This is a genomic window from Micromonospora sp. NPDC050397 (assembly GCF_044901685.1).
In the GTDB taxonomy this organism is placed as follows: domain Bacteria; phylum Actinomycetota; class Actinomycetes; order Mycobacteriales; family Micromonosporaceae; genus Micromonospora_G.
In genome coordinates this window covers 449,771-475,070 of sequence record NZ_JBJDPS010000003.1, presented here as the reverse complement: position 1 = coordinate 475,070, position 25,300 = coordinate 449,771, and the positions used below count along the sequence as shown (strand labels likewise).

Here is a 25,300-nt window from a genome sequence, read left to right as displayed (position 1 = left end):
TGCGGTTCGGCTCCCATATGCTGGTGATTCGTGACTACGGAAGAGTACGTGGAGGCGGTGCTCGCCCTGGTCGAACGGATCCCGCCGGGACGGGTGATGTCGTACGGGGCGATAGCGGACGCCCTCGCCGATCGGTCCGGACGCAACTCCGCCCGTCAGGTCGGCTCGATCATGAAACGGCACGGTGGCGGGGTGCCCTGGTACCGGGTGGTCAACTCCGCCGGTCGGCTGCCGCCGGGGCACGAGACGAGGGCGCGGGCCCGGCTGGTCGCCGAGGGCACCGCGATGCGCGGGGAGCGGGTGGACCTGCGCGCCGCCGCCTGGTCACCCGAACACTGAGCAAACCGTCGACAGCCGCCGACGAGCGGACGATCCGCATCCGGCAACTGACCGGACGATCAGCACCGGATCTTCGGTGGGTACGCCGGGACCGAGCGCGCCACTAGCATTCCGCCCCATGAATGCCTCGTCGGGCACCGGCCTGCCCCGTCGGGTCCACGTCGGGTACGCGCTGGGATCGCTGGCCACCGGCGCCTTCGGCACCGTACCGGGGTTGGTGCTGCTGCCGTACCTGACCGACACGCTCGGCGTAGCGGCCGGTGTCGCTGCCCTGCTGGTGCTGCTGCCGAAGGCGTGGGACGTGCTGGTGAACCCGGTCGTCGGCCGGATCTCCGACCGGACCCGGTCCCGGTGGGGGCCGCGCCGGCCGTACCTTCTGCTCGGCGGGGTGGCCCTGGCGGTGCTCTTCGCGGTGATGTTCGCCGGTCCGGTGGGCACCGGCACGGACGCCGGCTGGTACGTAGCGGTCACCTTCCTGGCCGCGGCGACCGCGTTTGCCCTCTTCCAGGTGCCGTACGTGGCGATGCCGGCCGAGCTGACCGCCGACTACCAGGAGCGGACCCACCTGATGACCTGGCGGATCGCGGTGCTGGCGGTCGCCATCCTGGTCTCCGGCGCGGTCGCCCCGATGGTGGTGGACGCGGGTGGGTCGGGCCTGCCGGGACACCGCTGGATGGGGCTCTTCGTCGGGGTACTGATCCTGGTCGGCGCGGTCGGCGTCTTCCTGGGGACCAGGGACGTTCCGGTCGGCACGGTCGGGGAGAGCGAGCCGACGCTGCGGGCGCAGCTCGCGGTGGTGGCCGGAAACCGGCCGTTCCGACTGCTCCTGGCGTGTTTTGTGATCCAGTCGGCCGGCACCGCGACCGTGCTGGCCGGGGTCAACTACTTCGTCGAGCAGGTGCTCGACGACGCCGGCACCGGGACCACACTGGTGTTCGCCGCCTTTGTCGGACCGGCGTTGCTGGTGATGCCGCTCTGGTCCCGGATCGGCGCCCGGACGGGCAAGCTGCGGGCCTTCGTACTGGCCTCACTGGTCTTCGCGGTGGGGGCGTTCGCGCTGGTCGCCGCGCCGGTGCTGCCGTACCCGTCGCCGTACCTGGTGGTCGTGGTGATCGGTTGCGGGTACGCGGGCCTCCAGGTGTTCGCGTTCGCCATGCTGCCGGACTGCATCGCGTACGACACCGCGCGGACCGGTCGCCGGCAGGCCGGGGTCTTCACCGGTGTGTGGACGGCGGGGGAGACCCTCGGGCTGGCCTTCGGTCCCGGCATCTACGGACTGGTGTTGCAGCTCTTCGGCTACGTCTCGTCGGACACCGGTACGGCGGCCGCCCAGTCGGACACCGCCCGGCTGGGGGTGCTGCTCGGCTTCACCGTGCTGCCGGCCGTGCTGGTCGGCCTGCCGCTGTTGTTGTTGCGCCGCTACGACCTCACCCCCGACCGCCTCGCCGAAGCCGAGTCGGCGGCATGATCCGGTGTTAACAAGGGGCCCTTCCTCGACCGAATCCGATAACAGGGGGCCCTTCCTTGCGCTGTACGGTGGCCGGCATGGTGGAGGCGTTGCCGGGGGTTGGGGTGGCTGCTGCTCAGGTGTTGGACGAGGTGCGTGGGTTGCGGGCGGGCGACCGGCCGACGCACGGCGGGCGGTTGTTCGCGTACGTCTACGACCCGGCGGTGCCCGGCCTGGACGACCTGGCCCACTCGGCGTACGCCCTGTCGGCGCAGGTGAACGGGCTCGACCCGACCGCGTTCCCGTCGCTGCTGGCGATGGAGAACGCACTCGTCGGCGCGGCCGCGTCGGTGCTCGGCGGCGGTCCGGGCAGCAGTGCGCCGGAGGTGGTCGGCAGTGTCACCGGCGGCGGCACCGAGTCGCTGATCCTGGCGGTGAAGGCGGCCCGGGACGCCCGCCCCGACCTCGACGCGCCCCGGCTGGTGGTGCCGGTGACCGCGCACGCGGCGTTCGCGAAGGCGGCGCACTACCTCGGGGTCGCGCTCGACCTGGTGCCGGTGTCGCCGAAGACGCTGCGTCCGGCGCCGGCCGACGTCGCCGCCGCGATCGGGCCGCAGACGGTGCTGGTGGCGTGTTCCGCGCCGTCGTACGCGCACGGGGTGGTCGACCCGGTGGCCGCGATCGCCGAGATCGCCTCGGCCGCCGGGGTACGTTGCCACGTGGACGCCTGCTTCGGCGGCTGGACCCTGCCGTACCTGCGCCGGCTCGGGATCGAGGTGCCGCCGTTCGACTTCTCCGTTCCCGGGGTCACCTCGATCTCGGTGGACCTGCACAAGTACGCCTACGCGCCGAAGGGTGTCTCGGTCCTGCTGCACCGCGACGCCGAACTGCGCCGGCCGCAGTACTTCGCCTTCGCCGAGTGGCCCGGCTACACGATGGTCAATCCGGTGATCTCGTCCACCCGGTCCGGTGGCCCGATCGCCGCGGCCTTCGCCACCATGCGGCACATCGGTGACGCGGGTTACCTGGCCCTGGCCCGGACCACTGTGGACGCGGTGCGCGGGCTGGCGGCCGAGGTGGCCGGTGTCGACGGGCTGCGGCTGCTGGCCGAGCCGGAGGCGACCGTGGTCTGCTTCACCAGCGAGGACCCGGGGCTCGACCTGTTTGTCCTGGTCGACGAACTCACCGTCCGTGGGTGGCACACCCAACCCCAGATGTCGTACGGCGACCTGCCGGCGAGCGTCCACCTGACGGTGACGGCGGCGGTGGCGCCCCGGGTGGCCGATTTCGGGGTGGACCTGCGGGCGGCGGTGGCCGCCGCGCGGGCGGCCGGTCCGGTCCGGCTGCCGGCCGAGTTGCTCGCGCTGGCCGGCTCGCTGACCCCGGAGCGGTTGACGCCAGAGTTGGTCGCCGGCCTGGCCGCCGGGCTGGGGCTGGGGGGCCAGGCCGGTCCGGATGCAACCGGGGCCGGGGGTGCGGCGCCGTTGCCGGAGCGGGTGGCCGTGGTCAACACCCTGCTCGACGCCGCGCCGGTACGGCTGCGTGAGCGGCTGCTGGTCGAGTTCCTGAGCCTGTTGCAGCGGCCCACGTACTGAGCCGCGCCCCTCGCCGACCCTTACCGTCGGCGCTGCGTTAGCGTCAACGCCCGTCGAGGGATGATCCACCTGGCAGTCGATCCTCCTCCGGCCTCCATCCCGGCTCCGAGAGGCGCATGTGAACATCCTGGAAGCGGTGCTGCTGGGCGCGGTGGAGGGGCTCACCGAGTTCCTGCCGGTATCCAGCACCGGTCACCTCACCATCCTGGAGAAGCTGCTCGGCTACTCCATCGACGACCCTGACATCACCGCGTTCACCGCGATCATCCAGGTCGGCGCGGTGTTCGCGACCCTGCTCTACCTCCGCCGTGACCTGGTCCGGATTCTCACCGCCTGGTTCCGGGGCGTGTTCAGCCCGGCGGCCCGGGTCAATCCCGACTACCGGTTCGGGTGGGCGGTCATCCTCGGCTCGATCCCGATCGGCATCATCGGTCTGCTCTTCAAGGACCAGATCGAGACCACCCTGCGCAGCCTCTGGTTCGTCGGGTTCGCGCTGATCGGCTGGTCCGGGGTGATGTGGTTCGCCGACCGGGCGGCCACCCAGGTACGCCACGAGAAGGACGTGACCTGGAAGGACACGCTGATCATCGGTACCGTCCAGTCGCTGGCGCTGATCCCCGGCATCTCCCGCTCGGGCGCCACGATGTCGGCCGGGCTGCTGCGCGACCTGGACCGGGTGACGGTGACCCGGCTGTCGTTCTTCCTCTCGATCCCCGCGCTGATGGCCGCCGGTGCCCTGCAGGTGGTGGACGAGTACGACAACATCGCCACCGGGGTCGGCTGGCCGGCGACCATCACCGCGACCCTGGTCAGTGGGATCGTCGGGTACCTGGCGGTGGCCTGGCTGCTGAAGTTCATCGCCCGGCACACGTACACGATGTTCATCGTCTACCGGCTGATCCTCGGTACGGTCGTGCTGCTCCTGGTCGGCACCGGCACGATCTCCGCCACCTGATCCGATCCGTCGCGGCGGCCCGGTCTGCCACCCCTGGGCGGGGGTGGGGACCGGGCCGCCGCCGCGTGGGGCGACAAATCCATCGACAAACTTGTTTCCAGCTATTTACTGTAAATAGTGTTTACTATAAATTTACAAGGGCGCCCTGCACAGTTCGAGTAAGGAGCCCCGATGCGAAGAACCGCCCTACTCTCCCTGATGTCGGCAGCCGCCGTCATCGCCTCGACCCTGGTGGTCGCCGCGCCCGCGCAGGCGCACGGCTACATCTCGTCGCCGCCGAGCAGGCAGGCCAACTGCGCCCAGGGGCGGGTCGCCAACTGCGGGCAGATCCAGTGGGAGCCGCAGAGCGTCGAGGGGCCGAAGGGGCTGCGCAACTGCCACGCCAACATCGGCCACTTCGCCGTACTGAGCGACGAGAGCCGTAACTGGCCGGCCACCTCGGTCGGCAGCTCGGTCACGTTCAACTGGGTGCTCACCGCCCGGCACGCGACCAGCACGTGGGAGTACTACATCGGCAGCCAGCGGGTGGCGCTGTTCAACGACGGTGGTCGCCAGCCCGGCGCCACGGTGTCGCACCAGGTCAACCTCGGTGGGTTCTCGGGCCGGCAGAAGCTGCTCGCGATCTGGAACATCGCCGACACCGCGAACGCCTTCTACTCCTGCGTCGACCTCCAGATCGGTGGTGGCGGAGGCAACCCGAACCCGCCGAACCCCACCCCGACGCCGACCCGTACCGCGACCCCGCCGCCCAACCCGACGACCCCGCCGCCGCCCGCCGGTGGCACCTGGGCCACCGGCACCGCGTACGCGGTGGGCAGCACCGTCACCTACGGCGGTGCCAGCTACCGCTGCCGTCAGGCGCACACGGCCATCCCCGGCTGGGAGCCGCCGAACGTACCGGCCCTCTGGCAGCAGATCTGACACCACCGCCCGTCGGGCGGGCCCGTACCGGTCTCCACCCGGTACGGGCCCGTACGCGCCCCGGCACCGAGGTGTCGGGTCGCCCCGTTGTGCCGATCCGAGGAGACGGAGATGCCCCGTTACCGTCGTACGCTGCTCGCCCCGGTGGTCGCGCTGATGCTGGCCGGCTGCGGCGGCGCGCCCGCCGCGACCACCGGCCCGCCCGTCGCCCCCGGCCCGCAGGTCGCGCCCCCGGTCGCCGCGCCCACCGGGAGCGCCGCCTCGTCCTCCGGCGCCACCGCCTCGCCCGGCCCGTTCAACCCGGCCGACGTGATGTTCCTCCAGATGATGGTCACCCACCACGGCCAGGGACTGGAGCTGGTCCGGCTGGCCGAGAGCCGGGCCCAGCGGGCGGAGATACGCACCCTCGCCGCCGCGATCGACGTCACCCAGACCGAGGAGCGGGAGACGATGCGCGGCTGGCTGCGGAGCTGGGGCAAGCCGACCGAGGCGGACCCGGACGAGCACGCGCACGCCGACCACGGCGGACTCCCGGCCACCGGCCCCGAGCAGATCGCCGCGCTGGGCCGGACCACCGGGCCCGAGTTCGATTCGGCCTTCCTCAACCTGCTCATCGCGCACCAGCACAACGCCGTCGAGATGGCCCGCAACGAGACCAAGTTCGGTCAGGACCCGACGGCGAAGGGACTGGCCGGGCGGATCGACCAGTCCCGTACCGCGCAGATCAACCAGATGCTGGCGTTGCTGGGATAGGCGGTACGGGACGGCGAAGCGCCGCCCCGTACCGATGGTCCGGATCTATTTGATCGTGATGCTGATCTTGTTGTCCCAGTCGTTGCCCTCGGGTGCCACCTTGCCCTTGGCGTCGAGGGGGCGGATCTCGATCGTCCCGCTGGTCGGTAGTTCCGGTCCGGTGCTGACCAGGTGGAAGGTCAGCTTGCGCTCCGTACCCGGACCGAGCGCCGGCAGGGTGCAGAAGGTCTGCTCACCCTCAATCCGGACGTCCTGGCAGGCGTACCAGCCCGGACTCGCGGCCGTGCCCACCCCGCCGGGGCGCAGGGCGAAGTCGAGCCGTGGGCGGGCGGCGTTGACCGGCCCCACGTTCTTCACGGTGACGGTGACCGTCCCGGTACGCGCACCGGCTTCGTCCGCCGGGCCGTAGACCAGATCCGTCGCGGTGACCTGGAGGTTCACCTGGTACGGGTTGTCCGGGAAGCTGCGTTCCCCCTCGGTCTGGACGAACTTCGCGTCGTCCACCGTCTTGCCGCCGTCGAGCTTGTAGCCGCGCCACTGCTTCTGTGACCACTCCAGGTTCCAGCCGCCGCCCGGTGCGATGTCGGCGACCTGCACCCGGATCACGCCGTCGGCGCGTACCTGGAGGTCGAGCAGCCACTGGGGCTTCTCCAGCGCACTCCGGACCACCTGGCCGACCGTGACGATCCTGCCCGAGTCGTCCCGGTCGAAGGCGACCACCTGCGCCGGCCCGCCCTGGTTGATCGAGCAGCGGACCAGCACGACGGTCTCGGTCGCCCCGTCGTCGTCGATGTCGCCGTACCCGACCGTGATCAGTTCGTTCTCGAAGTTGCCGGTCGACCTCTCGCTCAGTCGCGCACCCTCGTCCGCGCAACTCGGCCCCGGGCGCCAGGCGGGCAGGTCGAGTCTCGCCCCGAGCAGCTCGCTCCGGCTGATCCGCCCGTTCGGGGCGGTCGAGCTGGCGGCGGTGCTCGGCGTCGGTGAGGCGGTGGGACTCGGCGTCGTGGTCGGTGACGGGTCGGGTTGCGTGGTCGCGATCGGGGGCGACGGTGTGGTCGGTGTCTTGTTGAGCGCGGCGAGCGCGGTCACCGGCCCGACGACGAGCACCAGGGCGAGCGCCAGCCCACCGGTGGTGGCGACCCGGCGGCGGTGCCGGACGGTGCGCCGTACGGCATCCGGACCGGGCGGCACGACCTGGTCGAACAGGCCCGTACGGAAGGCGTCGAACTCGGCGTCCAGCGCGGAGTCGTCGTAGGCGAACTCGTTCTGGTCAGCCATGGTCTTGCTCCTTACGGTCGGTCAGCTCGGCGGCGAGCGCGGCGCGGGCCCGGTGCAGCCAGGACTTGACCGTTCCCTCCGCGACCCCCTCCTGCCGGGCGATCTCGGCGATCGACATGTCGCCGAGGTGGTGCAGCACCACCGCGCGCCGGTGCTTCGGCGGCAGTTGGGCCAACGCGGCGGTCAGGGCGACCCGGTCCGGGTTCGGCCCGGGGACGTGCTCCTCGCGCTGGCGGCGCAGGTAGTTCTGGGCCGTACGCAGCCGCCGCCAGCGGCTGGTGGCGAGGTTCCAGGCGACGCGGCGGACCCAGGCCACCGGGTCGTCGTAGCGGACCACCTTGTCCCATCGGGCGAAGGCTCGGCAGAACGCCTCCTGGACCATGTCCTGGGCCTGCCCGAGGTCCCCCGTGTACGCACACAGGTGAACCGTCATGGACCGGTAGTGCGCGTGGTAGAACGCGTCGAAGTCGATGGTCGCGGGTCTGCCCTGGCTTGCCACACCGGCGTCCGCGACCGGTGGTGAAGCGTCGACGCCCGGCTCTGTCGTCACTGTCACTCTTTCCTCCCCGTCCGGGCCCCTGCCCGAGGACGCCGGTAACACGTGCCGGCGACGGGACCGGTTGCGGGTGAGGGGCGCGTGGATGCTGTGGTTCACTGTCGGGTGGCCGACCGGAGGGGGAGACCATGCAACTGCCCGGGGTGCTCGGCGAGCCGATCAAGTTCGTGCTCAACTGGGGCCGACGTTACTCATTGTGGGTCTTCAATTTCGGGCTCGCCTGCTGCGCGATCGAGTTCATCGCCACCAGCATGGGCCGGCACGACTTCATCCGGCTCGGCGTGATCCCGTTCGCCCACGGTCCGCGCCAGGCCGACCTGATGGTGGTCTCCGGCACGGTCACGGACAAGATGGCGCCCGCGATCAAACGGCTCTACGACCAGATGCCCGAACCGAAGTACGTCATCTCCTTCGGCGCCTGCTCCAACTGCGGCGGACCGTACTGGGACTCGTACTCGGTGACCAAGGGTGTCGACCAGCTCATCCCGGTCGACGTCTACGTACCGGGCTGCCCGCCCCGGCCGGAGGCGCTGCTGCACGGCATCCTGCGCCTGCAGGAGAAGATCGCCGCCGAGCAGTCCGGGATCGGCGGCGTGTCCCGCCCCGACCCGCTGGCCGCGCCGGTCGACGCCGGCACCGGGCGCAGCGTCGCCTCGCTCACCGCGCCACCCGTACGGCCACCGCTGTCCTGACCCCGCAGCCGCGCCTGGTCGGGGCGGACTAGCCTGCGGAGAATGAACAGTGATCAACGGGCGGACCAGCTCGTCGACGTCCTGATCGCCGAGTTCGGCGAGTCGATGGCGCTGGACCCGGCCGCGTTCCGACGCAAGTTCCGCAAGATGGCCGCGTCTCCCTTTGCCTTCTACCGGGGCAGCGCCTCGGTCTTCTACGCCGACCTGACCGGCGACTTCGCCGACGACCGTTTTCTCAGCACCCGGACCAGCCGGGTCTGGATCCACGGCGACCTGCACGCCGAGAACTTCGGCACCTACATGAACAGCTCCGGCCAGCTCGTGTTCAACGTCAACGACTTCGACGAGGCGTACGTCGGGCCGTTCTCCTGGGACCTCAAGCGGTTCGTGGCGAGCGTCGCGCTGATCGCCTACGCCAAGGCGCTCTCCGACGACGTGATCACCGACCTGGTGACCCGGTTCGCCGGCTCGTACCTGACCGAGCTGCGGGCGATCGCGGCCGGCGGGGAGGACGCGATCGGCTCGATCACGCTGGAGAACGCCGACGGGGTGCTGCGTACGGTGCTCCAGCGGGCCCGGCTGCGGACCCGGGTCGACCTGCTCTCCACCCAGACCACGGTCGACAACTACGAGCGCCGGTTCTCCCTCGGCGACGGCGTGTACGAGATCGACGAAGCCGTCCGGGCCGAGGTGGTGGCCGCGTTCGAGCGTTACCTCGGCACCCTGCCGGCGGTGACGGCCGGGCTGCGGCCGGTCGCCGCCCACATCAAGGACGTGGTGCTGCGCAAGGGCGTGGGCATCGGCTCCGCCGGGCTGCCGTCGTACAACCTGCTGCTGGAGGGGCACACCCAGGCGCTGGAGAACGACGTGGTGATCTACATGAAGCAGGCGCAGGTGCCGGCGGTGGCCCGGTACGTCGACGACGAGGGGGTCCGGGGCTACTTCCGGCACCAGGGACACCGCACCGCCGAGTCGCAGCGGGCGTTGCAGGCCCACGCCGACCCCTGGGTGGGCTTCACCAGGCTGGGCGGGGTCGGCCAGTTGGTCGCCGAGGTCTCGCCGTACGCCGCAGACCTGGACTGGGCCGACGTCAACGAGCCGGCGGAGCTGGCCGGGGTGATTGGCGACCTGGGCCGGGCGGTGGCCCGGATGCACTCGGTGGCCGACGACGAGTCCAGCCACGACCTGGTCGACTACTCCACCGAGGAGGAGATCGTCGCGGAGGTGGACAAGGACGAGAGCGGTTTTGTGGCGCACCTGGTGGACTTCGCCCACGGTTACGGGGAGCGGGCCCGCCGGGACCACCAGATCTTCGTCGACCTGTTCCGTAACGGCCGGCTGCCCGGCCTCTGACCGGTCGACCGGCCCCGAACCCGTCGGAGGGCCGGTCAGGCGAAGTCGAGCACCGTCTTGATCTCGTCAGGCTGGGGGCTGTACGCCTCGGCGTACGCCCCCAGCGGCACCCGCCGGCTGATCAGCGAGGCCAGCCAGCGCTGGTCGGCCCGGGCGAGCGCGGTGGCGGCGAGGTCCCAGTGCCGCCGGTTGGCGTTGACCGAGCCGAAGACGACGTTGTTTTCCAGCACCAGCTCCCGGTTGAGCGCCCCGGCGTCGAAGTCGATCAGGCGACCGCCGGTGGAGACGCCGGTGAGGCAGACGATTCCGTTCGGCGCCGCCTGGCACATCACGTCGAGTACGACCGACGGCGCGCCGGTGCACTCCAACACCACGTCGGGGGCGAAGCCGAGCGCGGCCATCCCCTCGCTGTGGTAGTGCGCGCCGAGCGCCCGGACGAGTTCCGGTTTCGGACCGGTGGTGGCGAGGTCCAGCACGTGCACGGTCAGCCCGCGCTGGCAGCCGAGCAGGGCGGCCAGCAGCCCGATCGGCCCGGCGCCGGTGACCAGGACGGTCTCCGGTTGCCAGACCGACCGGACGCCGATCCGTTCGATGTGCTCCCACGCCTTCGCCACCACGCTGGTCGGTTCGAGCAGGGTTCCCACGTCGGCCAGGGCCGGTTCCAGCAGGACGGCGAACTCCGGGTCGACCCGCCACCGCTCGCGGGCGAACCCGGGCAGCCCCTTGATGCCGTGCTCGGTGTACTGGTCGTTGCGGCACATGTCCCACTCGCCGACCGCGCAGTTGGGGCAGGGCACCGGGTCGGGGTGCCGGACCACGCCGGCCACCAGGTCGCCGGGGCGCAGTGACCCGGTGGGGTCCTCCAGCACCCGGCCCAGCGACTCGTGCCCGATCACCAACTCCGCCGAGCCCGGCGGTGCCTCGCCGTAGTGCCCGTCGATGATCTCCCGGTCGGTGCCGCAGATGCCGACCGCGATCGCCTCGACGAGGACGGCGCCCTCGTCGATCGACGGCTCGGGATAGCCCTCGACCAGGCGGAGCGAGTTCGGTACCCCGGGAGTGACGGTCACGGCGCGCACGTCGGTCATTCTCCCGTGCCCGGCGCGGTTCCCGCAGCGAAAGCCCTCACCGGGGCCCGCCGGGACGGAACGCGGCCGGGGCACCCCGGCAGCCCCGAGGCGGGCACCGTTGCCTCGTGGGCGCGGTGATCCGGCACCCGGGGTCATAGGATCGCGGGCATGACCCCGGAGGAGATCGGTAGCCGCCTGGCCGCGCTGCTCGGCGAGGATCGGGCCACGGTCGGGCTGTCCGGTGGGCAGGCGTACGCCCGCGCCACCGTCGACGTACCGCCGGAGAGTTGGCACGACGCGCTCCGGAGCGCGCGTGACGACGAGGAACTGGCCTGCGACTTCTTCGACTGGCTCTCGGCCGTGGACGAACTGGCCGAGGGGTTCGGCGTGGTGACCCACCTCTGGTCCACCCGACACCGGCACGGGCTGCTGCTGCGTACCCGGGTGGACCGGTCGGCGCCGGAGGTCTCCTCGGTGGTGGACCTCTTCCCCGGCGCGGCCTGGCACGAGCGGGAGACGTACGAGATGTTCGGCATCGGTTTTGCCGGTCACGACGATCTCCAACCGCTGTTGCTGCCGCCGGAGTTCGAGGGACATCCGCTGCGCAAGGAGTTCGTGCTCGCCTCCCGGGTGGCCAAGCCGTGGCCCGGGGCGAAGGAGCCGGGGGAGTCGGAGGCGGGAGTGGCCCGGCGGGCACCGAATCGACCGCCGGGCGTACCGGCACCGGGTGAATGGGGCGACCGCTGATGCCGCTCTGGCTGGAACTGCTGATCCGGGTGGTCGCCGTGGTGGCGGCGTTCCTGATCCTGCCGCTGGTGGTGGGGCAGCTCGAACACAAGGTGATGGCGCACATGCAGGGCCGGCTCGGCCCGATGTACGCGGGCGGGTTCCACGGCTGGGCCCAGTTGGTCGCCGACGGGGTCAAGTTCGTGCAGAAGGAGGACGTGATCCCGCGTACGGCCGACCGGGCGGTGTTCCGGCTCGCCCCGGTGGTGGCGCTGGTGCCGTACCTGTTGGCCCTGCTGGTCATCCCGCTCGGACCGGGCGACCTGGTCGGGCAGCCGCTGGACATCGGCCTCTTCTTCGTCCTCGCGGTGATCGGCGTCGGGGTGGTCGCGGTGCTGATGTCGGCCTGGGCGTCGGCGAACAAGTACAGCCTGCTCGGCGGCTTGCGTGGGGCGGCCCAGTTGCTCGGCTACGAGCTGCCGCTGGTGCTCTCGGCGGCGAGTGTGGCGATGGCCGCCGGCACGCTGAGCCTGCCCGGCATCGTCGAGGCGTGGCAGCCGTGGTGGCTGCTCTGGCAGGCGCCGGCCATGTTCGTCTTCTTCGTCGCCGGGCTGGCCGAGATCCGCCGGCCGCCGTTCGACATGCCGATCGCCGACTCCGAGCTGGTCTTCGGTTACATGACCGAGTACACCGGGCTGCGGTTCGCCTTCTTCCTGCTAGCCGAGTACGTCGGCATCGTGGTGATCGCGGCGCTGACCACCGTGCTCTTCCTCGGTGGCTGGCAGGGGCCGTTCGGTGACGAGTATCTCGGTTGGCTCTGGACCCTGATCAAGATCTTCCTGGTGTCGTTCGTGGTGATCTGGTTCCGGGTGAGCTACCCGCGGCTACGCGAGGACCAGCTACAACGGCTCTGCTGGCTGGTCCTGGTGCCGGTCGCGCTGGGGCAGTTGGTGCTCACCACCGCCGTGCGCGTCGCATTCTGACCGGAGCGGGGTTGGGGGCTAGGCTGACCGACCGTGGTCGACATCGACAGCACGGTACGACGGTTCGTGACGGACGTCTGGCACGAGGCCCGGGAGGACACGGCGCGGGAGTTGGTCGCCGACGAGTGCCCCGGACTCGGCGGCTCGGGCCCGGAGGCGGTGCTCGCGTGGCACCAGGAGCGGCGGGCGGCCTTCCCGGACCTGCGTTACAAGATCGTCGACCTGATCGTCTCGGGTGAGCGGGCCGCCCTGCACTGGCGGGCCGCCGGCACCCAGCGCGGGCAGTTCGGGCCGGTGCCGCCGACCGGTCAGGTGGTCAGTTACTCCGGCGCGACGTTCCTCCGGTTCGACTCCGCCGGCAAGATCATCGACGTGTGGAGCGTGAACGAGTTGTTCCAGCTCCTCCAGCAACTCGGGGTCGAGATGCTGCCGCCGCTCACAGGTGTCGGGGGCCCAGCCGACTGATCGGCAGGTTGATCGGCCACGGCTCGCCGGTGTCGACGAACTTGGTCCACCGACCGGTCTCGGCGTACACCTCGTGCACCGGGTCGATCTTGTACGTGTAGACGGTGAGCCCGTTTTCCAGCTCGATCCGCCAGTAGAACGGGATGCCGGCCTGCGCGTACAGGGCCGGCTTGAGGATCCGGTCCATCGACTGCGAGCCCTCGGAGACGATCTCCACCGCCAGCACGACCTCGTGCGGCTCGTACCTCGCGGTCCGGCGGGCGGCGGCGAGGGCGGTGGTGCCCAGCGTACGGCAACGCCTACCCCCGGTACGGCGCGAAGTGCCGGGTGGTGGTCGCGCGCGGGCGGGCGACAGTGCAGGATGGGCGGCATGAGCGAGCAGAGTGGGCCGGCGGTATGAAGCTGCCCGGCGAGGGTCTCGCGAAGGGACTCGCGGTCACCCTCAAGACGATGACCCAGCACTCGCACACCCAGCAGTACCCGGATGTCGCGCCGGAGCTGCCGCCGCGCTCGCGGGGCGTGATCGCGCTGGCCGAGGAGAACTGCACGGTCTGCATGCTCTGCGCCCGCGAGTGCCCGGACTGGTGCATCTATATCGACTCGCACAAGGAAGAGGTCCAGGTCCCGGGCGCGGCCCGGCCCCGGCAGCGCAACGTGCTGGACAAGTTCGACATCGACTTCTCGCTCTGCATGTACTGCGGGATCTGCATCGAGGTCTGCCCGTTCGACGCGCTGTACTGGTCGCCCGAGTTCGAGTACGCCGAGTACGACATCCGTGACCTGCTGCACGACAAGGACCACCTGGGGCAGTGGATGGCGACCGTACCGCCGCCGCCCGCGCACGACCGCAACGGCGAGCCGGCGAAGGAGGAGACCGCCGCCGCGCGCAAGGCCGCGACCCCGCCGCCGGCCGCCGGAGCCCCGACCACCCCGGCCGTACGCCCACCGCGTCCCGCCGGCCCGCCACCGACCTCGGCGGCGCCGTGACCGGCGCGGACGTCCTGCTGCTCGCCCTCGGCGCGGTCGCCGTCGGCTCCGGTGCGCTGGTGGTCACCACCCGCCACCTGGTCCGGGCCGGGCTGTACCTGGTGGTCTGCCTCGGCGCCGTCGCCGGGCTCTACCTGGTGCTCACCGCCGAGCTGCTGGCCTGGGTGCAGGTCCTGGTCTACGTCGGCGCGGTGGTGGTGCTGTTGCTCTTCGCGGTGATGCTGACCCGGGCCCCGATCGGCGCCTCCGGTGACCTGGACCGTCCCGGCTGGCCGGCGGCCCTGATCGGGGGCGGCACCGGGGCCGGGCTGACCCTGCTGCTGATCGACGCGTTCCGCTGGTCCAGGGTGGAGCTGCCCGAGCCGGGCAACGCCGAACGGCTCGGCGCGGAGATCTTCGGCCGCTGGGTGCTCCCGTTCGAGGTGCTCTCCGTGCTGCTGCTCTCGGCGCTGGTCGGCGCGATCGCGATCAGCGTACGGATTCCGGGGCGGCGCTGATGCGACCCGTGATCCCGTACGTCACCGCCGCGCTCCTCTTCGGCCTGGGCGTCTACGGCGTGCTCCGGCGGCGCAACGCGGTGCTGGTGCTGATGGCGGTCGAGCTGATGCTCAACGCGGTCAACCTGCTGCTGGTCACCGCCGACACCACCACCCGGGCGGCGCTGCCGCACGGCGGGCAGGTCTTCGCCCTCTTCGTGATCGTGATCGCCGCCGCCGAGGTGGGTGTCGGCCTCGCCATCGTGCTCCAGCTCTACCGCCTGCGTGGCAGCGTCGCGCTGGACGAGGTACGCCTGCACGAGCACCCACCGGACGCCGGTCCCGAACCGGCGGTGGACCCGGACGGCCGAACCGCACCGACCGGGTCAGCCGGGCCGACCGCCTCCGGGGCGGGGGCGCGATGACCGCCGCGATCGTGCTCGGCTGGCTGCTGCCGGCCGTACCGTTCGGGGTCGCCCTGGTCGGCCTGCTGCTGCCGCAGCGCTCCCGGGCCGGCGCCGCCGGTCTCGGCATCGCGGGCGCCACCGCGACCCTGGTCGTCGCGGCGCTGCTCCTCGTCGCCCTGGACGGCCGCGTGGCCGAGGGATCCGGCCTCTGGGTCGAGTTCGGCGGCCTGGAGGTGACCGCCGGGGTACGTCTCGACCCGGCCGCCGCCCTGGTCGCGCTCGCCGTGGCGGTGGTGGCGCTCGCGGTGCAGGTCTACTCGGTCGGCTACCTCGACCACGACGACCGGTACGGCCCGTACGCCGCCCAGATCAGCCTCTTCACTGCCGCCATGCTGCTGGTGGTGGTCTCCGGTGACCTGCTCCTGCTGCTGGTCGGCTGGGAGGTGATGGGCATCTGCTCCTACCTGCTCATCGCCCACGACCGGGGACTACCCGAGGCGCCGGCCGCCGCGGTCAAGGCGTTCCTGGTCACCCGGGTCGGCGACGTCGGCTTCCTGATCGGCATCGCGGTGCTCGGCTTCACCGCCGGCAGCTTCCGGATCAGCGAGGTGCTGGCCCACGACTTCCACCCGACCACGCTCACCGTCGCCTGCCTGCTGTTGCTCGCCGGGGTGGCCGGCAAGAGCGCCCAGTTCCCGCTGCACACCTGGCTGCCGGACGCGATGGCCGGACCGACCCCGATCTCGGCGCTGATCCACGCCGCGACCATGGTCGCCGCCGGCATCTACGCGGTGACCCGGCTCTACCCGCTCTTCGCCCAGTCGCCGACGGCGCTGACCGTGCTCGGGGTGATGGGGGCGCTGACCCTGCTGCTCGGCGCCCTCGCGGCCACCGCGCAGGACGACATCAAGCGGGTGCTGGCCTGGTCGACCGTCTCCCAGATCGGCTACATGGCCGGCGCGCTCGCCGTCGGCTCACCCGCCGCCGCCCTGTTCCACCTGCTCAGCCACGCCGCCTTCAAGGCGCTGCTCTTCCTCGCGGCGGGCTGCCTCATCCACGCCACCGGCACCAACTCGATGTCCGCCATGGGCGGGCTGCGGGCCCGGATGCCGGTCACCTTCTGGTGCACGGTGATCGGCCTCGGTGCGCTGGCCGGGGTGCCGCCACTGGCCGGCTTCTGGAGCAAGGACGGCATCCTGGCGGTCGCCGAGCGGGCCGCGCTCGACGGGGTCGGCCCGGCCGGCGCTCCGGTGGGCTGGCTGGTCTGGATCGCCGGGCTGGTCGGGGTGGCGGTCACCGCCTGGTACGCCGCCCGGCTGCTGCTGCGCACCTTCCTCGGCACCTACCGGGGGACCGCCGCGCCGCACGACCCACCGGCGCTGCTGCGCTGGCCGGTGCTGCTGCTCGCGGTGCCGAGCGCGTTCTTCGGCGCGGTCGCCTTCGCCGGGCCGTTCGCCGGCTGGCTGCGCCCGCCCGGCATCACCGAACACCCCCCGAACCTGCTCCCGTTGGACGAGGAGTTGATCCACTTCGGCCCGCAACTGGTCTACCCGGTGGCGCTGCTGCTGCTCGGCGCGGGGCTGGCCTGGTGGCGCTGGCGCCGCGACCCGGCCGCCGACCCGGCACTCGCGCTCGGTCCGCTCCGGCCGGCGTTCGACCGCGCGTTCTGGCTCGACGAACTCCAGCACACCCTGGTCGTACGACCGGTGACGGCGCTGGCCCGGATCGGCCGGCGGGGTGACGAGTTGCTGGTCGACGGTGCGGTCGAGGGCGTCGGGCGGGGCGGTGACCGGCTCGGTGACCGGATCGACGGGGTGCACCGGGCCGGGCTGCCCCGGGCGGCGACCGCCGTACTGGCCGGTGCGCTGCTGATCGGGCTCGCCGCCGTACTGATCGGAGTCGGCGGATGAACGCCGGACAGGTGGGACTCGTCGCCGTACTCGGCCTGCCCGCGCTCGGCGCGGTGGTGGTCGCGGCGCTGCCCGAGCGGGTCGACCGGGCCGCGCGGGCGGTGGCCACCGGCTTTGCCGCCGCGACCCTGGTCGTCGCGGTGCTGCTCTTCTTCGGCGTCGGTGGTGCCGGCTTCGCGCACCAGGTGCCGGAGCAGGGGCCGCCCGGTCTGCACCCCTGGCACGAGCTGGACCTGCCCTGGGTTCCCGGACTGGACCTGAGGTTCCACCTCGGGGTGGACGGGATCTCGTACCCGCTGGTCATCCTGACCGTACTGCTGACCCTGCTCTGCTGCGCGTACACCTGGTGGCGGGCGCCGGCACCGGGGCGCGGCCGTACCCTGGCCGCCCTGCTGCTGGTGATCGAGGTCGGCATCCTGGGCACCTTCCTCGCCCTCGACCTGGTGCTGTTCTTTGTCTTCTTCGAGGTCGTGCTGCTGCCCATGTACGCGGTGATCGCGATCTGGGGCGGCGAGCGACGGCGGCACGCGGCGCGCAAGTTTGTCCTCTACACCCTGTTCGGCTCGGTCCTGCTGCTGGTCGGCGTCTTTGTCGTGGTCAGCGCCGCCGGCACCGCCGACCTGGTCGAGCTGACCGGCGGCGGCGAGCTGGCCCGGACCACCCAACTCGTGGCGTTCACCCTGTTCGGGCTCGCCTTCGCGGTGAAGAGTCCACTCTGGCCACTGCACAGTTGGCTGCCGGACGCGCACAGCCAGGCGCCGACCGTCGGGAGCGTCGTCCTCGCCGGTGTGCTGTTGAAGATGGGCACGTACGGGCTGATCCGGATCGGTGTCGGGATCACCCCGGAAGGCGCCCGCTGGGCGGCGCCGGTGCTCGGCGTGCTCGCCGTCGCGGCGATCATCGTGGGTGCGCTGGTCTGTCTGGCCCAGGACGAGCTGAAGCGGCTGATCGCGTACTCCAGCGTGGGCCACATGGGCTTCGTGGTGCTGGGCATCGCCACCGTGACCACGACGGGAATCCAGGCCGCGCTGATCGGCAACATCGCGCACGGGCTCATCACCGGCCTGCTCTTCTTCCTCGCCGGGGCGATCAAGGACCGGACGCACACGGGTGCGCTGGGCGAATTGGGCGGGCTGCGGGAGACCTCGCCCCGGCTCGCCGGGCTGCTCGGCTTCGCCGCCGTCGCCTCGCTCGGGCTGCCCGGACTCGCCGGGTTCTGGGGCGAGGCGTTCGCGATCGTCGCCGCGCTGCGGCTCGGCGGGGCGTTCTGGACCACGCTCGGCGTACTGGCCGCGTTCGGCGGGGCGCTCACCGCCGCGTACTTCCTGCGGATGCTGCGCCGGATCAGCCACGGCCCGGCGACCCCGGCGGTGGCCCGGCTCACCCCCGGCGGGTACGGCGTCGAGCAGGTCATCTGGGCACCGCTGGTGGTGCTCACCCTCGCCGTCGGACTGCTGCCGCCGATCGCGCTCGACGTGGCCGACGAGCCGGTGAAGGCCCTGATCGAGGCGATCTCATGAACCTGACCCAGAGTGTGGACCACGTCGCGCTGCTGCCGGCGTACCTGGCGGCGGGGACCGCCGTACTGGTGCTCCTGGCCGACCTGCTGCTGGGCCGGCGGGGCGCCACGGCCGCCGTCCTCGCGACCGGCGCGGTCGCCACCGCCGTCGTGGCGCTGGTGGTCGGGGCCGGCGACGACCGGCGCACCTTCTGCGCCGGTGACGCCTGCTCCTACCTGGCGACCGGTCGGGCGGCCCTGGTCGCGGCCCTGTTCGCGCTGCTCACCCTCGGGGTGCTGGCCCTGTCGGCGACCCTGCTGCGGGCGGGCGAGGTGCCGGTGGGGGAGTACTGCTTCCTGCTCGCCTGCTCGATGACCGGCGGCGTGGTGCTCGGCGCCGCCGGTGACCTGATCACCCTGATCGTCGCCCTGGAGACGCTCACCCTGCCGCTCTACGTGCTGGTCGGGCTCCGTCGGCGCAGCGTGGCCGGCGCCGAGGCGGCGGTCACCTTCTTCGTGGTCAGCGTGGTGGCGACCGCGGTCACCCTGCTCGGAGCCGCGTTGCTGTACGCGGTCACCGGCGCGCTGCATCTCCGCCCGCTCGCCACCGCCTTCACCGACGATCCGGGGCTGCTGGACATCCCGCTCACCTCGGCCGCGGTGGCACTGGTGGTGCTCGGGCTGGCCTTCAAGATCGCGGCGGTGCCGTTCCACGCCTGGGCCCCGGCGACGTACGACGGGGCGCCGCTGCCGGTCGCCGCGTACCTCTCCACCGCCTCGAAGCTAGGCGGGGTGGTCGCCCTGCTCGCCGTCACCGGGATCGCCGCACCGGCGGCCGGGGCGGTGCTGCACGACGCCCCGCTGCCCGCCTCGGTGACCGGACCGGTGCTGGCCGCTCTGGCGGTGCTGACGATGACCGTCGGCAACCTGGTCGCGCTCCGGCAGGCCCGGATGGTCCGGCTGCTCGCCTGGTCGTCGGTGGCGCAGGCCGGCTACATCATCGCCCCGCTCGGCGCGCTGGCGCTGGCCGCCGGGCGCGACACCGACCAGTTCGGTACGGCGGTCGCCGCCGCGCTCGCGTACGCGGTCTTCTTCGTGGTGCTCGAACTCGGCGCGTTCGGCGCGGTGATCGCGCTGCGATCCGGACACGGCGACGGCGGTGCGGTCGAGGACTACCGGGGGGTCGCCCGGCGTCGTCCGGTGGTCGGTGCGGTGCTGGCGTTGGCGCTGGTCGGGCTGGCCGGGCTACCGCCCGGACTGGCGGGCCTGTTCGCGAAGATCACCATCGTCCGGTCGCTGCTGCTCGGCGACTCCGACTGGCTCGCCCTGGTCGTCGCGGTCAACGCCGTGATCGGCCTGGCCTACTACGTCCGGGTCGCCGCGACCCTCTACAACGACCCGGGACCGGTCGAAACCCCCACCACGGTACGAACGCCGTGGCCGGTCGTAGCCACGCTCGCCGCCGCCACCGTGCTGACCGTGGTCCTCGGCTTCGCCCCGCAACTCGTGCTGGACGCCGCCGCCGGCTGGTGAACCGTCTCCTTCGTCCTTTTCTCGCTCCGCCCGACCGCTCTTTACAGGCAACTCTCAGCAATATGGGGATTGTTGATGGGTATCGAGTTGTTGGAACGGTCAGCGGTTTCACGAGAACCGCGCACCGAAGGAGTGATAGTGCACAGCCACCGCAACGGTCTGAAGACGGCCGCCCTGCTCGGCCTGCTCACCGCGCTGATTCTCGGCGTCGGCTACGCGCTCGGCGGCAGTGGGGGCCTGGTCGTCGCCGTACTGGTCTCGCTGGGTATGAACGCGGCCAGCTACTTCTGGTCGGACAGGATCGCATTGCGCTCGATGCGGGCGCAACCGGTCAGCGAGGCGGAATTCCCCGCGCTCTACCAAATGGTCCGCGAGCTTTCCAGCTCCGCCGGACAGCCGATGCCCCGGCTCTACGTGAGCCCGACGATGCAGCCGAACGCGTTCGCGACGGGACGGAACCCGCAGCACGCGGCGGTCGCCGTGACCCAGGGCATCACCCAGATCCTCGACTACCGCGAGTTGCGTGGCGTGATCGGACACGAGCTGTCCCACGTCTACAACCACGACATCCTGATCTCCAGCGTCGCGGCGGCACTCGCCGGGATCATCACTGCCCTGTCGTACTTCGCCTGGTTCATCCCGATCGGTGGCGGGGACGACGAGGACTCGCCGAACCCGGCCGCGTTGCTGCTCATGCTGATCCTCGGCCCGATCGCGGCGAGCGTCATCCAACTCGCGATCAGCCGGAACCGTGAGTACCAGGCCGACGCCTCGGGCGCCACGATCACCCGCGACCCGCTGGCCCTGGCCAGCGCGCTGCGAAAGATCCACCAGGGTACGCAGGCGCTCCCGTTGCCGGCGGACAACCGACTCACCTCCACCGCCCACCTGATGATCGACAACCCGTTCCGCGGCGGTGGCCTGGCCGGCCTCTTCTCCACCCACCCGCCGATGGAGGAGCGGGTACGCCGACTGGAGCAGATGGCCGCGAACTCCGGACCGGTGCAGTTCCAGCGCTGACCCGGACGGTGGCGCCGAAGGTGCCAATGGGCGGTTGACCCAGTAGCAGACAACGAACCGGCGGGGCCCCGAACGGGCCCCGCCGGTTCCTGCGTGCGGCAGTTATCTGTTTCACCGGAAGCCGTACGTGGCGTTAGGGTCGAGAGGTCTTCCGCTCGTTACATCGACCGGTTACGGGGAACGGTCCGAGCGCGTCACGTTCTCGGGAACAAGGAGGTCGGTCGTGGTTGCGCTGCGCCAGTATCTGGGGGTCTGGCGAATCCCCGGAGCGCCGATGCTGCTGGTCACCGGGATCATCGGACGGCTCGGCATCGGCATGACACCACTGGCCCTGCTGCTCGTGGTCGAGCAGGTCACCGGCCGCTACGCCCTCGCCGCCGCGGCCGGTGCGGCGTACGCCCTCGCCGGAGCCGCGCTCAGCCCCGTCGCCGGCCGGATCGCCGACCGGATCGGCCCGACCCCGGTCCTGGTGGTCACCGCCGTCGCGCACCCGCTCGCCCTGGTCGGGCTGGTGCTCGCCAACCGGGGCGGTGAGCAGAACCTCACCCTGATCTACCTGATGTCGGCCGTCGCCGGAGCCACCTACCCGCCGCTCACCGCCGCCATCCGGGGCGCCTGGAACGACCTGACCGAACCCGGATCAGGCCGCTACGGCCTACGCAACACCGCGCTGGCCGCCGAGACCTCGCTGTTCGAGATCGTCTTTGTGCTCGGGCCGCTCCTGGTCGCCCTCTTCGTCCTGCTGGCCGACGCCACCGCCGCACTGCTCGGTGCCGCCGTGGTGACCCTGGTCGGCACGCTCGCGGTCGCGCTCGGCCGGGTCATGCGCGGCTGGCGGCCACACCCCACTCACGCCCACGCGACCGGGCTTGGCCCGCTGCGGTCCGGTGGCTTCTCGGCCCTGCTGCTCTGCGCCGCCGGACTCGGCATCGCCTTCGGTGCGGCCGGGGTCGCCATCCCGGCGTACGCCACCGCACACGTCACCGGTGACGCGGAGAGCGCCGCCGGCGTACTGCTCGCGGTCTGGGGCGTCGGCAGCGCCATCGGCGGCATCTGGTTCGGCACCCGACGCCCGGCACCGAACATGACCCGTCAGTTCGCGCTGCTGCTCGCGGCGGTGTCGGCCAGCTTCCTGCTCTACGCGCTGATGCCACACCCGGTGGCGCTCGGGGTCGCACTTGTCCTCGGTGGAGCCACCATCGCGCCGGCACTCACCCTGGAGAACACCATGGTCGGTCGGATCTCGCCCGGTGGCATGCTCAACGAGGCGTACACCTGGATGGTGACCGTCTCGGTCGCCGCCAGCGCGGCCGGCGGCGCAACCGCCGGACTTCTCGTCGACCAGGTCGGCGTACCGTGGGCGTTTCTTTTCGCCGGTGCGGCGGTCGCCGTCGCGGCCGGGGTCGCCGCGCCCCGCGGGGGACCGATCTCCCGGGCCGAGGCCCGGGGAGCGGTCGGGATCGAACGGGCACTCGCCGCGGAGCTGGCCTAGCCACCCTCCCGGAGCGCCTCGGCCCGTCGGGTACGCGGGCGCTCCGGAGGGTCGTCCTACCGGCGGTCGACCGGCATCGTCAGCCGACCACTCAGCGGGTTCAGCGGTAGTTCGTGAACTGGAGCGCGACGCCGAAGTCCTCGCTCTTGAGCAGCGCGATGATCGCCTGCAGGTCGTCCTTCTTCTTGCCGGTCACCCGCAGTTGGTCGCCCTGGATCTGCGCCTGCACGCCCTTGGGGCCCTCGTCGCGGATCTTCTTGCTGATCGCCTTGGCCTTCTCCGAGTCGATCCCCTGGACGACCTTGCAATCGATCTTGTATGTCTTGCCCGAGGGACGAGCCTCGCCCGCGTCCAGAGCCTTCATCGAGATGTTCCGCTTGACCAGCTTCTCCTTGAAGACGTCCAACGCGGCCTTGACCCGCTCCTCCGTCTCGGCCTGCAGGCTGACCGCCTCCTCGCCGGACCAGGAGATCTCCGCGCCGGTGCCACGGAAGTCGAAGCGGCTCGAAAGCTCCTTCTCCGTCTGCCGGAGGGCGTTGTCGATCTCCTGCCGGTCGACCTTGCTGACGATGTCGAACGACGGGTTGGCTGCCATGATCATGCTCCTGCTGGTCGCGGTATGAAGATGTCCCGGACGGCTACTGGGCGGTCCGGCATGCCGACCGTACCCGGTTGCGAAGACACCCGGTGCAACCGCTATCCTTGCTTCCGCTGCCGCGTTAACCGTGGCGGCACGCCCTGGCGGGTTGCCCGAGCGGCCAATGGGAGCGGACTGTAAATCCGTCGCGAAAGCTTCAGAGGTTCGAATCCTCTACCCGCCACCAGGTGCGGTTATCGCCCCTGACCAGCAGAGATGCCGGTCAGGGGCGATTCTCGTTTGTCCAGCCGAGTCCAGCCAGATCCGGCCGTCTACGGCTCCCAGTGGGCAGATAGTGGGCAGGTCGATCTTGGCTCCTCCAGGTGGTTCTCAGGGCTCGCTGCGCCTGTCTGTACGGCTCTGGGCGCGCTGTCCGTACCTGAGTCGACCTTGCCTCGGCTTTCGGTGGCCTGGCGGGTTCTGAGGGCGTGGCGGCGACGTACGGCGGCGTGGGGGAGGGTCAGGTACCGGCGGGAGCGGGCTGCGGTAGACCGGTGGCAAGCCAGTCCCGTTCTTGGACTGGCGCGGCAGTCGGAAGCCCTGCCCTCGACGGTGCCCGGTCACGCCGGCTTCCGGACCGCCGGGCTCTATGACGGGCTACTGGAGAAACTGCCCGGCCCGCCGAGCCGTACGTCGAGGTCACAGAGCAAGGTGCCCAGCCGGGAGCTGGTGGCGGTGGGCATCAGGGGATTGGACGACCGGCGGCCAGGTGCTCGCCTGGGTCGTAGAGGGCGTCGCGAAGATCCTCGGCGGTTGCTCAGTCGAGGCTCAGTCCGATGGGGTCAGCCACGTTGCGACCGTATCGGTCGAGTCGATCAGCGGGCGCGGCCGTCCCGGCGGTTGTCGGCGGCTTGCCGCCCCGGCGCCGGAGGCGTCCGGGGTGGGGCTCGCCGGGCGGCGCTCCGCGCCCGCGCCGTGCAGCGCGCGGCGCCTTGATCCAATAGAGACCAAATCGGCAGTCCTGACCAACGGCGCTGGGCTCAGCCCGGTGCTACCGCGCTTGCTGCCAGATTCGTGACGAAGCTCGCAGTTACCAGAGCGATAGAACCGAGGGCGATGCCGATCATCCCCATAGAAACCACCCCTCCCACAAAGGTCAGGACGCCTGCTAGGACCAGAAGCGGCAGCACCAGGCGGGCATCACACCCGGCTCAACCCAGCGCCGTCTCCAGGATCATGGCACAGCGGCCTCGCTGGCCGTCGCACTGGGTAGATGACCCTTTCGTCCCGATCTGTTAACGCAGGCAATGGTCCTCGCTTCGCTACCGGCACTGGGACCCGCATCGTGGTCTTAGCTGCATCGTTGCTGTCCTACAGACGGAACACGGACGGAAATGCCGTCGTGGCCGCTTCACATACGTACGGATGTTCGACAGTATGAAGGCTACCGCTATCCACCGAGGGGTGTTTATGGCAGACCGAAGCGCCATCGAATGGACGGAAGCCACCTGGAACCCGACAACGGGCTGCGACAGGGTTTCTTCGGGCTGTGATAACTGTTACGCTCTGACGTTGGCTAAGCGGTTGAAGGCTATGGGCTCGCCTAAGTACCAGACCGATGGAGATGCCCGCACCTCCGGCCCCGGATTCGGTGTCGCAGTGCATGAGTCGGACCTCGGACTCCCGTACCGTTGGCGGGATCCACGCGTGGTCTTCGTCAACTCGATGAGCGACCTGTTTCACGCCAAGGTGCCGATCGGGTTTGTTGAACGCGTCTTCGACGTGATGGCCGCGACCCCCCAGCACACGTACCAGGTCCTGACCAAGCGCGCTACGCGGTTGGCTAAAGTGGCACCCAACCTGACCTGGCCTGCCAATCTCTGGATGGGCGTCAGTGTTGAAGACTCCTCCCAACTTTCCCGCATTGATCATCTCCGTGCCGTCCCGGCCGCCGTACGGTTCGTCTCAGCCGAGCCGCTACTGGGACCGCTGAAAGGGCTAGACCTTACTGGCATCGATTGGCTGATTGCGGGAGGCGAGTCAGGGCCGGGTGCGCGACCGGTTTCGCCCGAATGGATCCGAGATCTGCGCGATGATTGCTTCGCGGCTGATGTCGCATTCTTCTTCAAGCAATGGGGCGGCAGGACACCAAAAGCTGGCGGTCGAACCCTTGACGACAGGACATGGGACGAGATGCCGGTGCCCAAGCGGCTGACACCTGCCAACTGACGTCGGATCGGGGCTGACAGACCAACCTCAGTGCCATA

Annotated in this window: 25 protein-coding genes and 1 tRNA gene; 21 read left to right on the top strand and 5 right to left on the bottom strand. The window is 71.0% G+C overall.

The genetic code is table 11. The features are described 5' to 3' along the window. The first annotated feature begins 30 nt into the window (after nt 1–30). The 6 genes from ACI2K4_RS13170 to ACI2K4_RS13145 all read left to right on the top strand — a co-directional run bounded on the left by ACI2K4_RS13170 (nt 31) and on the right by ACI2K4_RS13145 (nt 6,010). The gene (locus ACI2K4_RS13170) at nt 31–339 is read left to right on the top strand and encodes an MGMT family protein (protein ID WP_404510834.1); all 309 of its coding nucleotides are present in this window, start codon (nt 31–33) and stop codon (nt 337–339) included. 118 nt (nt 340–457) lie between these two features. Beyond that, nucleotides 458–1,807, top strand: a complete 1,350-nt coding sequence (locus ACI2K4_RS13165; RefSeq protein WP_404510832.1) for an MFS transporter — start codon at nt 458–460, stop codon at nt 1,805–1,807. A 77-nt stretch (nt 1,808–1,884) separates the two neighbouring features. Continuing rightward, entirely contained in the window at nt 1,885–3,381 is a 1,497-nt protein-coding gene (locus ACI2K4_RS13160) for a pyridoxal phosphate-dependent decarboxylase family protein (RefSeq protein ID WP_404510830.1), read from the top strand. Nucleotides 3,382–3,499: 118 nt separating this feature from the next. Continuing rightward, a complete protein-coding gene (locus ACI2K4_RS13155) occupies nt 3,500–4,336 on the top strand; it encodes an undecaprenyl-diphosphate phosphatase (protein WP_404510829.1) in 837 nt (278 codons plus the stop codon). Nucleotides 4,337–4,507: 171 nt separating this feature from the next. Further along, the gene (locus ACI2K4_RS13150) at nt 4,508–5,257 is read left to right on the top strand and encodes a lytic polysaccharide monooxygenase (RefSeq protein ID WP_404510828.1); all 750 of its coding nucleotides are present in this window, start codon (nt 4,508–4,510) and stop codon (nt 5,255–5,257) included. Between the two features lie 159 nt (nt 5,258–5,416). Further along, complete coding sequence (locus ACI2K4_RS13145) at nt 5,417–6,010, top strand: DUF305 domain-containing protein (RefSeq protein WP_404511802.1); 594 nt, start codon at nt 5,417–5,419, stop codon at nt 6,008–6,010. Nucleotides 6,011–6,055: 45 nt separating this feature from the next. Here ACI2K4_RS13145 and ACI2K4_RS13140 read toward each other — a convergent pair whose 3' ends face one another. Together ACI2K4_RS13140 and ACI2K4_RS13135 are read right to left on the bottom strand one after the other, a co-directional pair. Beyond that, nucleotides 6,056–7,288 carry a hypothetical protein gene (locus ACI2K4_RS13140; RefSeq protein ID WP_404510827.1) on the bottom strand — a complete coding sequence of 411 codons (1,233 nt, stop codon included), beginning with the start codon at nt 7,286–7,288 and terminating at the stop codon, nt 6,056–6,058. Next, a complete protein-coding gene (locus ACI2K4_RS13135) occupies nt 7,281–7,787 on the bottom strand; it encodes a SigE family RNA polymerase sigma factor (RefSeq protein ID WP_404511800.1) in 507 nt (168 codons plus the stop codon). Before ACI2K4_RS13135 ends, ACI2K4_RS13140 begins: the two co-directional genes overlap by 8 nt. A 185-nt stretch (nt 7,788–7,972) precedes the next feature. On the opposite strand from ACI2K4_RS13135, the gene ACI2K4_RS13130 reads away from it, so the two are divergent. Together ACI2K4_RS13130 and ACI2K4_RS13125 are read left to right on the top strand one after the other, a co-directional pair. Then, the gene (locus tag ACI2K4_RS13130; protein WP_404510825.1) at nt 7,973–8,536 is read left to right on the top strand and encodes an NADH-quinone oxidoreductase subunit B; all 564 of its coding nucleotides are present in this window, start codon (nt 7,973–7,975) and stop codon (nt 8,534–8,536) included. Between the two features lie 42 nt (nt 8,537–8,578). Beyond that, nucleotides 8,579–9,889 (top strand): DUF2252 domain-containing protein, encoded by a 1,311-nt coding sequence (locus tag ACI2K4_RS13125; RefSeq protein ID WP_404510823.1) that lies wholly within the window; start codon nt 8,579–8,581, stop codon nt 9,887–9,889. A gap of 35 nt (nt 9,890–9,924) precedes the next feature. On the opposite strand, the gene ACI2K4_RS13120 is transcribed toward ACI2K4_RS13125, so the two are convergent. Continuing rightward, on the bottom strand, nt 9,925–10,968 hold the full coding sequence (locus ACI2K4_RS13120) for a glucose 1-dehydrogenase (RefSeq protein ID WP_404510821.1): 1,044 nt from the start codon (nt 10,966–10,968) through the stop codon (nt 9,925–9,927). 159 nt (nt 10,969–11,127) lie between these two features. Here ACI2K4_RS13120 and ACI2K4_RS13115 point away from each other — a divergent pair, with 159 nt between their 5' ends. From ACI2K4_RS13115 to ACI2K4_RS13105, 3 genes are read left to right on the top strand one after another with little or no spacing between them, the layout of a single operon-like run. Then, a complete protein-coding gene (locus ACI2K4_RS13115) occupies nt 11,128–11,706 on the top strand; it encodes an NADH-quinone oxidoreductase subunit C (RefSeq protein WP_404510819.1) in 579 nt (192 codons plus the stop codon). Continuing rightward, nucleotides 11,706–12,668, top strand: coding sequence for an NADH-quinone oxidoreductase subunit H (locus tag ACI2K4_RS13110; RefSeq protein ID WP_404511798.1), 963 nt, complete (start codon nt 11,706–11,708; stop codon nt 12,666–12,668). The genes ACI2K4_RS13115 and ACI2K4_RS13110 overlap by 1 nt, the downstream gene beginning before the upstream one ends. 33 nt (nt 12,669–12,701) lie before the next feature. Continuing rightward, the gene (locus ACI2K4_RS13105; protein WP_404510817.1) at nt 12,702–13,133 is read left to right on the top strand and encodes an ester cyclase; all 432 of its coding nucleotides are present in this window, start codon (nt 12,702–12,704) and stop codon (nt 13,131–13,133) included. On the opposite strand, the gene ACI2K4_RS13100 is transcribed toward ACI2K4_RS13105, so the two are convergent. Further along, nucleotides 13,105–13,350 (bottom strand): hypothetical protein, encoded by a 246-nt coding sequence (locus tag ACI2K4_RS13100; RefSeq protein WP_404510815.1) that lies wholly within the window; start codon nt 13,348–13,350, stop codon nt 13,105–13,107. The two genes, ACI2K4_RS13105 and ACI2K4_RS13100, sit on opposite strands and share 29 nt — an antisense overlap. 179 nt (nt 13,351–13,529) lie before the next feature. On the opposite strand from ACI2K4_RS13100, the gene ACI2K4_RS13095 reads away from it, so the two are divergent. From ACI2K4_RS13095 to ACI2K4_RS13060, 8 genes are all read left to right on the top strand, one after another. Continuing rightward, nucleotides 13,530–14,120, top strand: a complete 591-nt coding sequence (locus ACI2K4_RS13095) for a NuoI/complex I 23 kDa subunit family protein (protein ID WP_404510813.1) — start codon at nt 13,530–13,532, stop codon at nt 14,118–14,120. Beyond that, nucleotides 14,117–14,617: an NADH-quinone oxidoreductase subunit J gene (locus ACI2K4_RS13090; protein ID WP_404510811.1), complete on the top strand. Its 501-nt coding sequence runs from the start codon at nt 14,117–14,119 to the stop codon at nt 14,615–14,617. Before ACI2K4_RS13095 ends, ACI2K4_RS13090 begins: the two co-directional genes overlap by 4 nt. Next, the gene (gene nuoK / locus ACI2K4_RS13085; RefSeq protein ID WP_404510809.1) at nt 14,617–15,021 is read left to right on the top strand and encodes an NADH-quinone oxidoreductase subunit NuoK; all 405 of its coding nucleotides are present in this window, start codon (nt 14,617–14,619) and stop codon (nt 15,019–15,021) included. The genes ACI2K4_RS13090 and nuoK overlap by 1 nt, the downstream gene beginning before the upstream one ends. Beyond that, nucleotides 15,018–16,913: an NADH-quinone oxidoreductase subunit L gene (locus ACI2K4_RS13080; protein ID WP_404510807.1), complete on the top strand. Its 1,896-nt coding sequence runs from the start codon at nt 15,018–15,020 to the stop codon at nt 16,911–16,913. Before nuoK ends, ACI2K4_RS13080 begins: the two co-directional genes overlap by 4 nt. Beyond that, nucleotides 16,910–18,433, top strand: a complete 1,524-nt coding sequence (locus ACI2K4_RS13075) for a NuoM family protein (protein ID WP_404510805.1) — start codon at nt 16,910–16,912, stop codon at nt 18,431–18,433. Before ACI2K4_RS13080 ends, ACI2K4_RS13075 begins: the two co-directional genes overlap by 4 nt. Further along, nucleotides 18,430–19,944 (top strand): NADH-quinone oxidoreductase subunit N, encoded by a 1,515-nt coding sequence (locus tag ACI2K4_RS13070; RefSeq protein ID WP_404510803.1) that lies wholly within the window; start codon nt 18,430–18,432, stop codon nt 19,942–19,944. Before ACI2K4_RS13075 ends, ACI2K4_RS13070 begins: the two co-directional genes overlap by 4 nt. A gap of 138 nt (nt 19,945–20,082) precedes the next feature. Further along, the gene (htpX, locus tag ACI2K4_RS13065) at nt 20,083–20,964 is read left to right on the top strand and encodes a zinc metalloprotease HtpX (protein ID WP_404510801.1); all 882 of its coding nucleotides are present in this window, start codon (nt 20,083–20,085) and stop codon (nt 20,962–20,964) included. 223 nt (nt 20,965–21,187) lie between these two features. After that, nucleotides 21,188–22,456, top strand: coding sequence for an MFS transporter (locus tag ACI2K4_RS13060; protein ID WP_404510799.1), 1,269 nt, complete (start codon nt 21,188–21,190; stop codon nt 22,454–22,456). Between the two features lie 100 nt (nt 22,457–22,556). Here the strand turns inward: ACI2K4_RS13060 and ACI2K4_RS13055 are convergent, their stop codons facing one another. After that, nucleotides 22,557–23,051, bottom strand: a complete 495-nt coding sequence (locus ACI2K4_RS13055; protein ID WP_404510797.1) for a YajQ family cyclic di-GMP-binding protein — start codon at nt 23,049–23,051, stop codon at nt 22,557–22,559. A gap of 145 nt (nt 23,052–23,196) precedes the next feature. On the opposite strand from ACI2K4_RS13055, the gene ACI2K4_RS13050 reads away from it, so the two are divergent. Both ACI2K4_RS13050 and ACI2K4_RS13045 read left to right on the top strand, forming a co-directional pair. After that, nucleotides 23,197–23,280: transfer RNA gene (locus tag ACI2K4_RS13050), tRNA-Tyr, on the top strand. Between the two features lie 1,178 nt (nt 23,281–24,458). After that, on the top strand, nt 24,459–25,262 hold the full coding sequence (locus ACI2K4_RS13045) for a DUF5131 family protein (protein ID WP_404510795.1): 804 nt from the start codon (nt 24,459–24,461) through the stop codon (nt 25,260–25,262). Nucleotides 25,263–25,300 lie beyond the last annotated feature (38 nt).

Excerpts from the sequence above, each read along its gene's own strand:
- ACI2K4_RS13150 (WP_404510828.1), top strand. The coding sequence starts at position 4,508 with ATGCGAAGAACCGCCCTACTCTCCCTGATGTCGGCAGCCGCCGTCATC.
- ACI2K4_RS13075 (WP_404510805.1), top strand. The coding sequence starts at position 16,910 with ATGAACGCCGGACAGGTGGGACTCGTCGCCGTACTCGGCCTGCCCGCG.
- ACI2K4_RS13095 (WP_404510813.1), top strand. The coding sequence starts at position 13,530 with ATGAAGCTGCCCGGCGAGGGTCTCGCGAAGGGACTCGCGGTCACCCTC.
- ACI2K4_RS13160 (WP_404510830.1), top strand. The coding sequence starts at position 1,885 with ATGGTGGAGGCGTTGCCGGGGGTTGGGGTGGCTGCTGCTCAGGTGTTG.
- ACI2K4_RS13070 (WP_404510803.1), top strand. The coding sequence starts at position 18,430 with ATGAACCTGACCCAGAGTGTGGACCACGTCGCGCTGCTGCCGGCGTAC.
- ACI2K4_RS13055 (WP_404510797.1), bottom strand. The coding sequence starts at position 23,051 with ATGGCAGCCAACCCGTCGTTCGACATCGTCAGCAAGGTCGACCGGCAG.
- ACI2K4_RS13125 (WP_404510823.1), top strand. The coding sequence starts at position 8,579 with ATGAACAGTGATCAACGGGCGGACCAGCTCGTCGACGTCCTGATCGCC.
- ACI2K4_RS13140 (WP_404510827.1), bottom strand. The coding sequence starts at position 7,288 with ATGGCTGACCAGAACGAGTTCGCCTACGACGACTCCGCGCTGGACGCC.
- ACI2K4_RS13115 (WP_404510819.1), top strand. The coding sequence starts at position 11,128 with ATGACCCCGGAGGAGATCGGTAGCCGCCTGGCCGCGCTGCTCGGCGAG.
- ACI2K4_RS13045 (WP_404510795.1), top strand. The coding sequence starts at position 24,459 with ATGTTCGACAGTATGAAGGCTACCGCTATCCACCGAGGGGTGTTTATG.
- nuoK (WP_404510809.1), top strand. The coding sequence starts at position 14,617 with ATGCGACCCGTGATCCCGTACGTCACCGCCGCGCTCCTCTTCGGCCTG.
- ACI2K4_RS13080 (WP_404510807.1), top strand. The coding sequence starts at position 15,018 with ATGACCGCCGCGATCGTGCTCGGCTGGCTGCTGCCGGCCGTACCGTTC.
- ACI2K4_RS13165 (WP_404510832.1), top strand. The coding sequence starts at position 458 with ATGAATGCCTCGTCGGGCACCGGCCTGCCCCGTCGGGTCCACGTCGGG.
- ACI2K4_RS13110 (WP_404511798.1), top strand. The coding sequence starts at position 11,706 with ATGCCGCTCTGGCTGGAACTGCTGATCCGGGTGGTCGCCGTGGTGGCG.
- ACI2K4_RS13130 (WP_404510825.1), top strand. The coding sequence starts at position 7,973 with ATGCAACTGCCCGGGGTGCTCGGCGAGCCGATCAAGTTCGTGCTCAAC.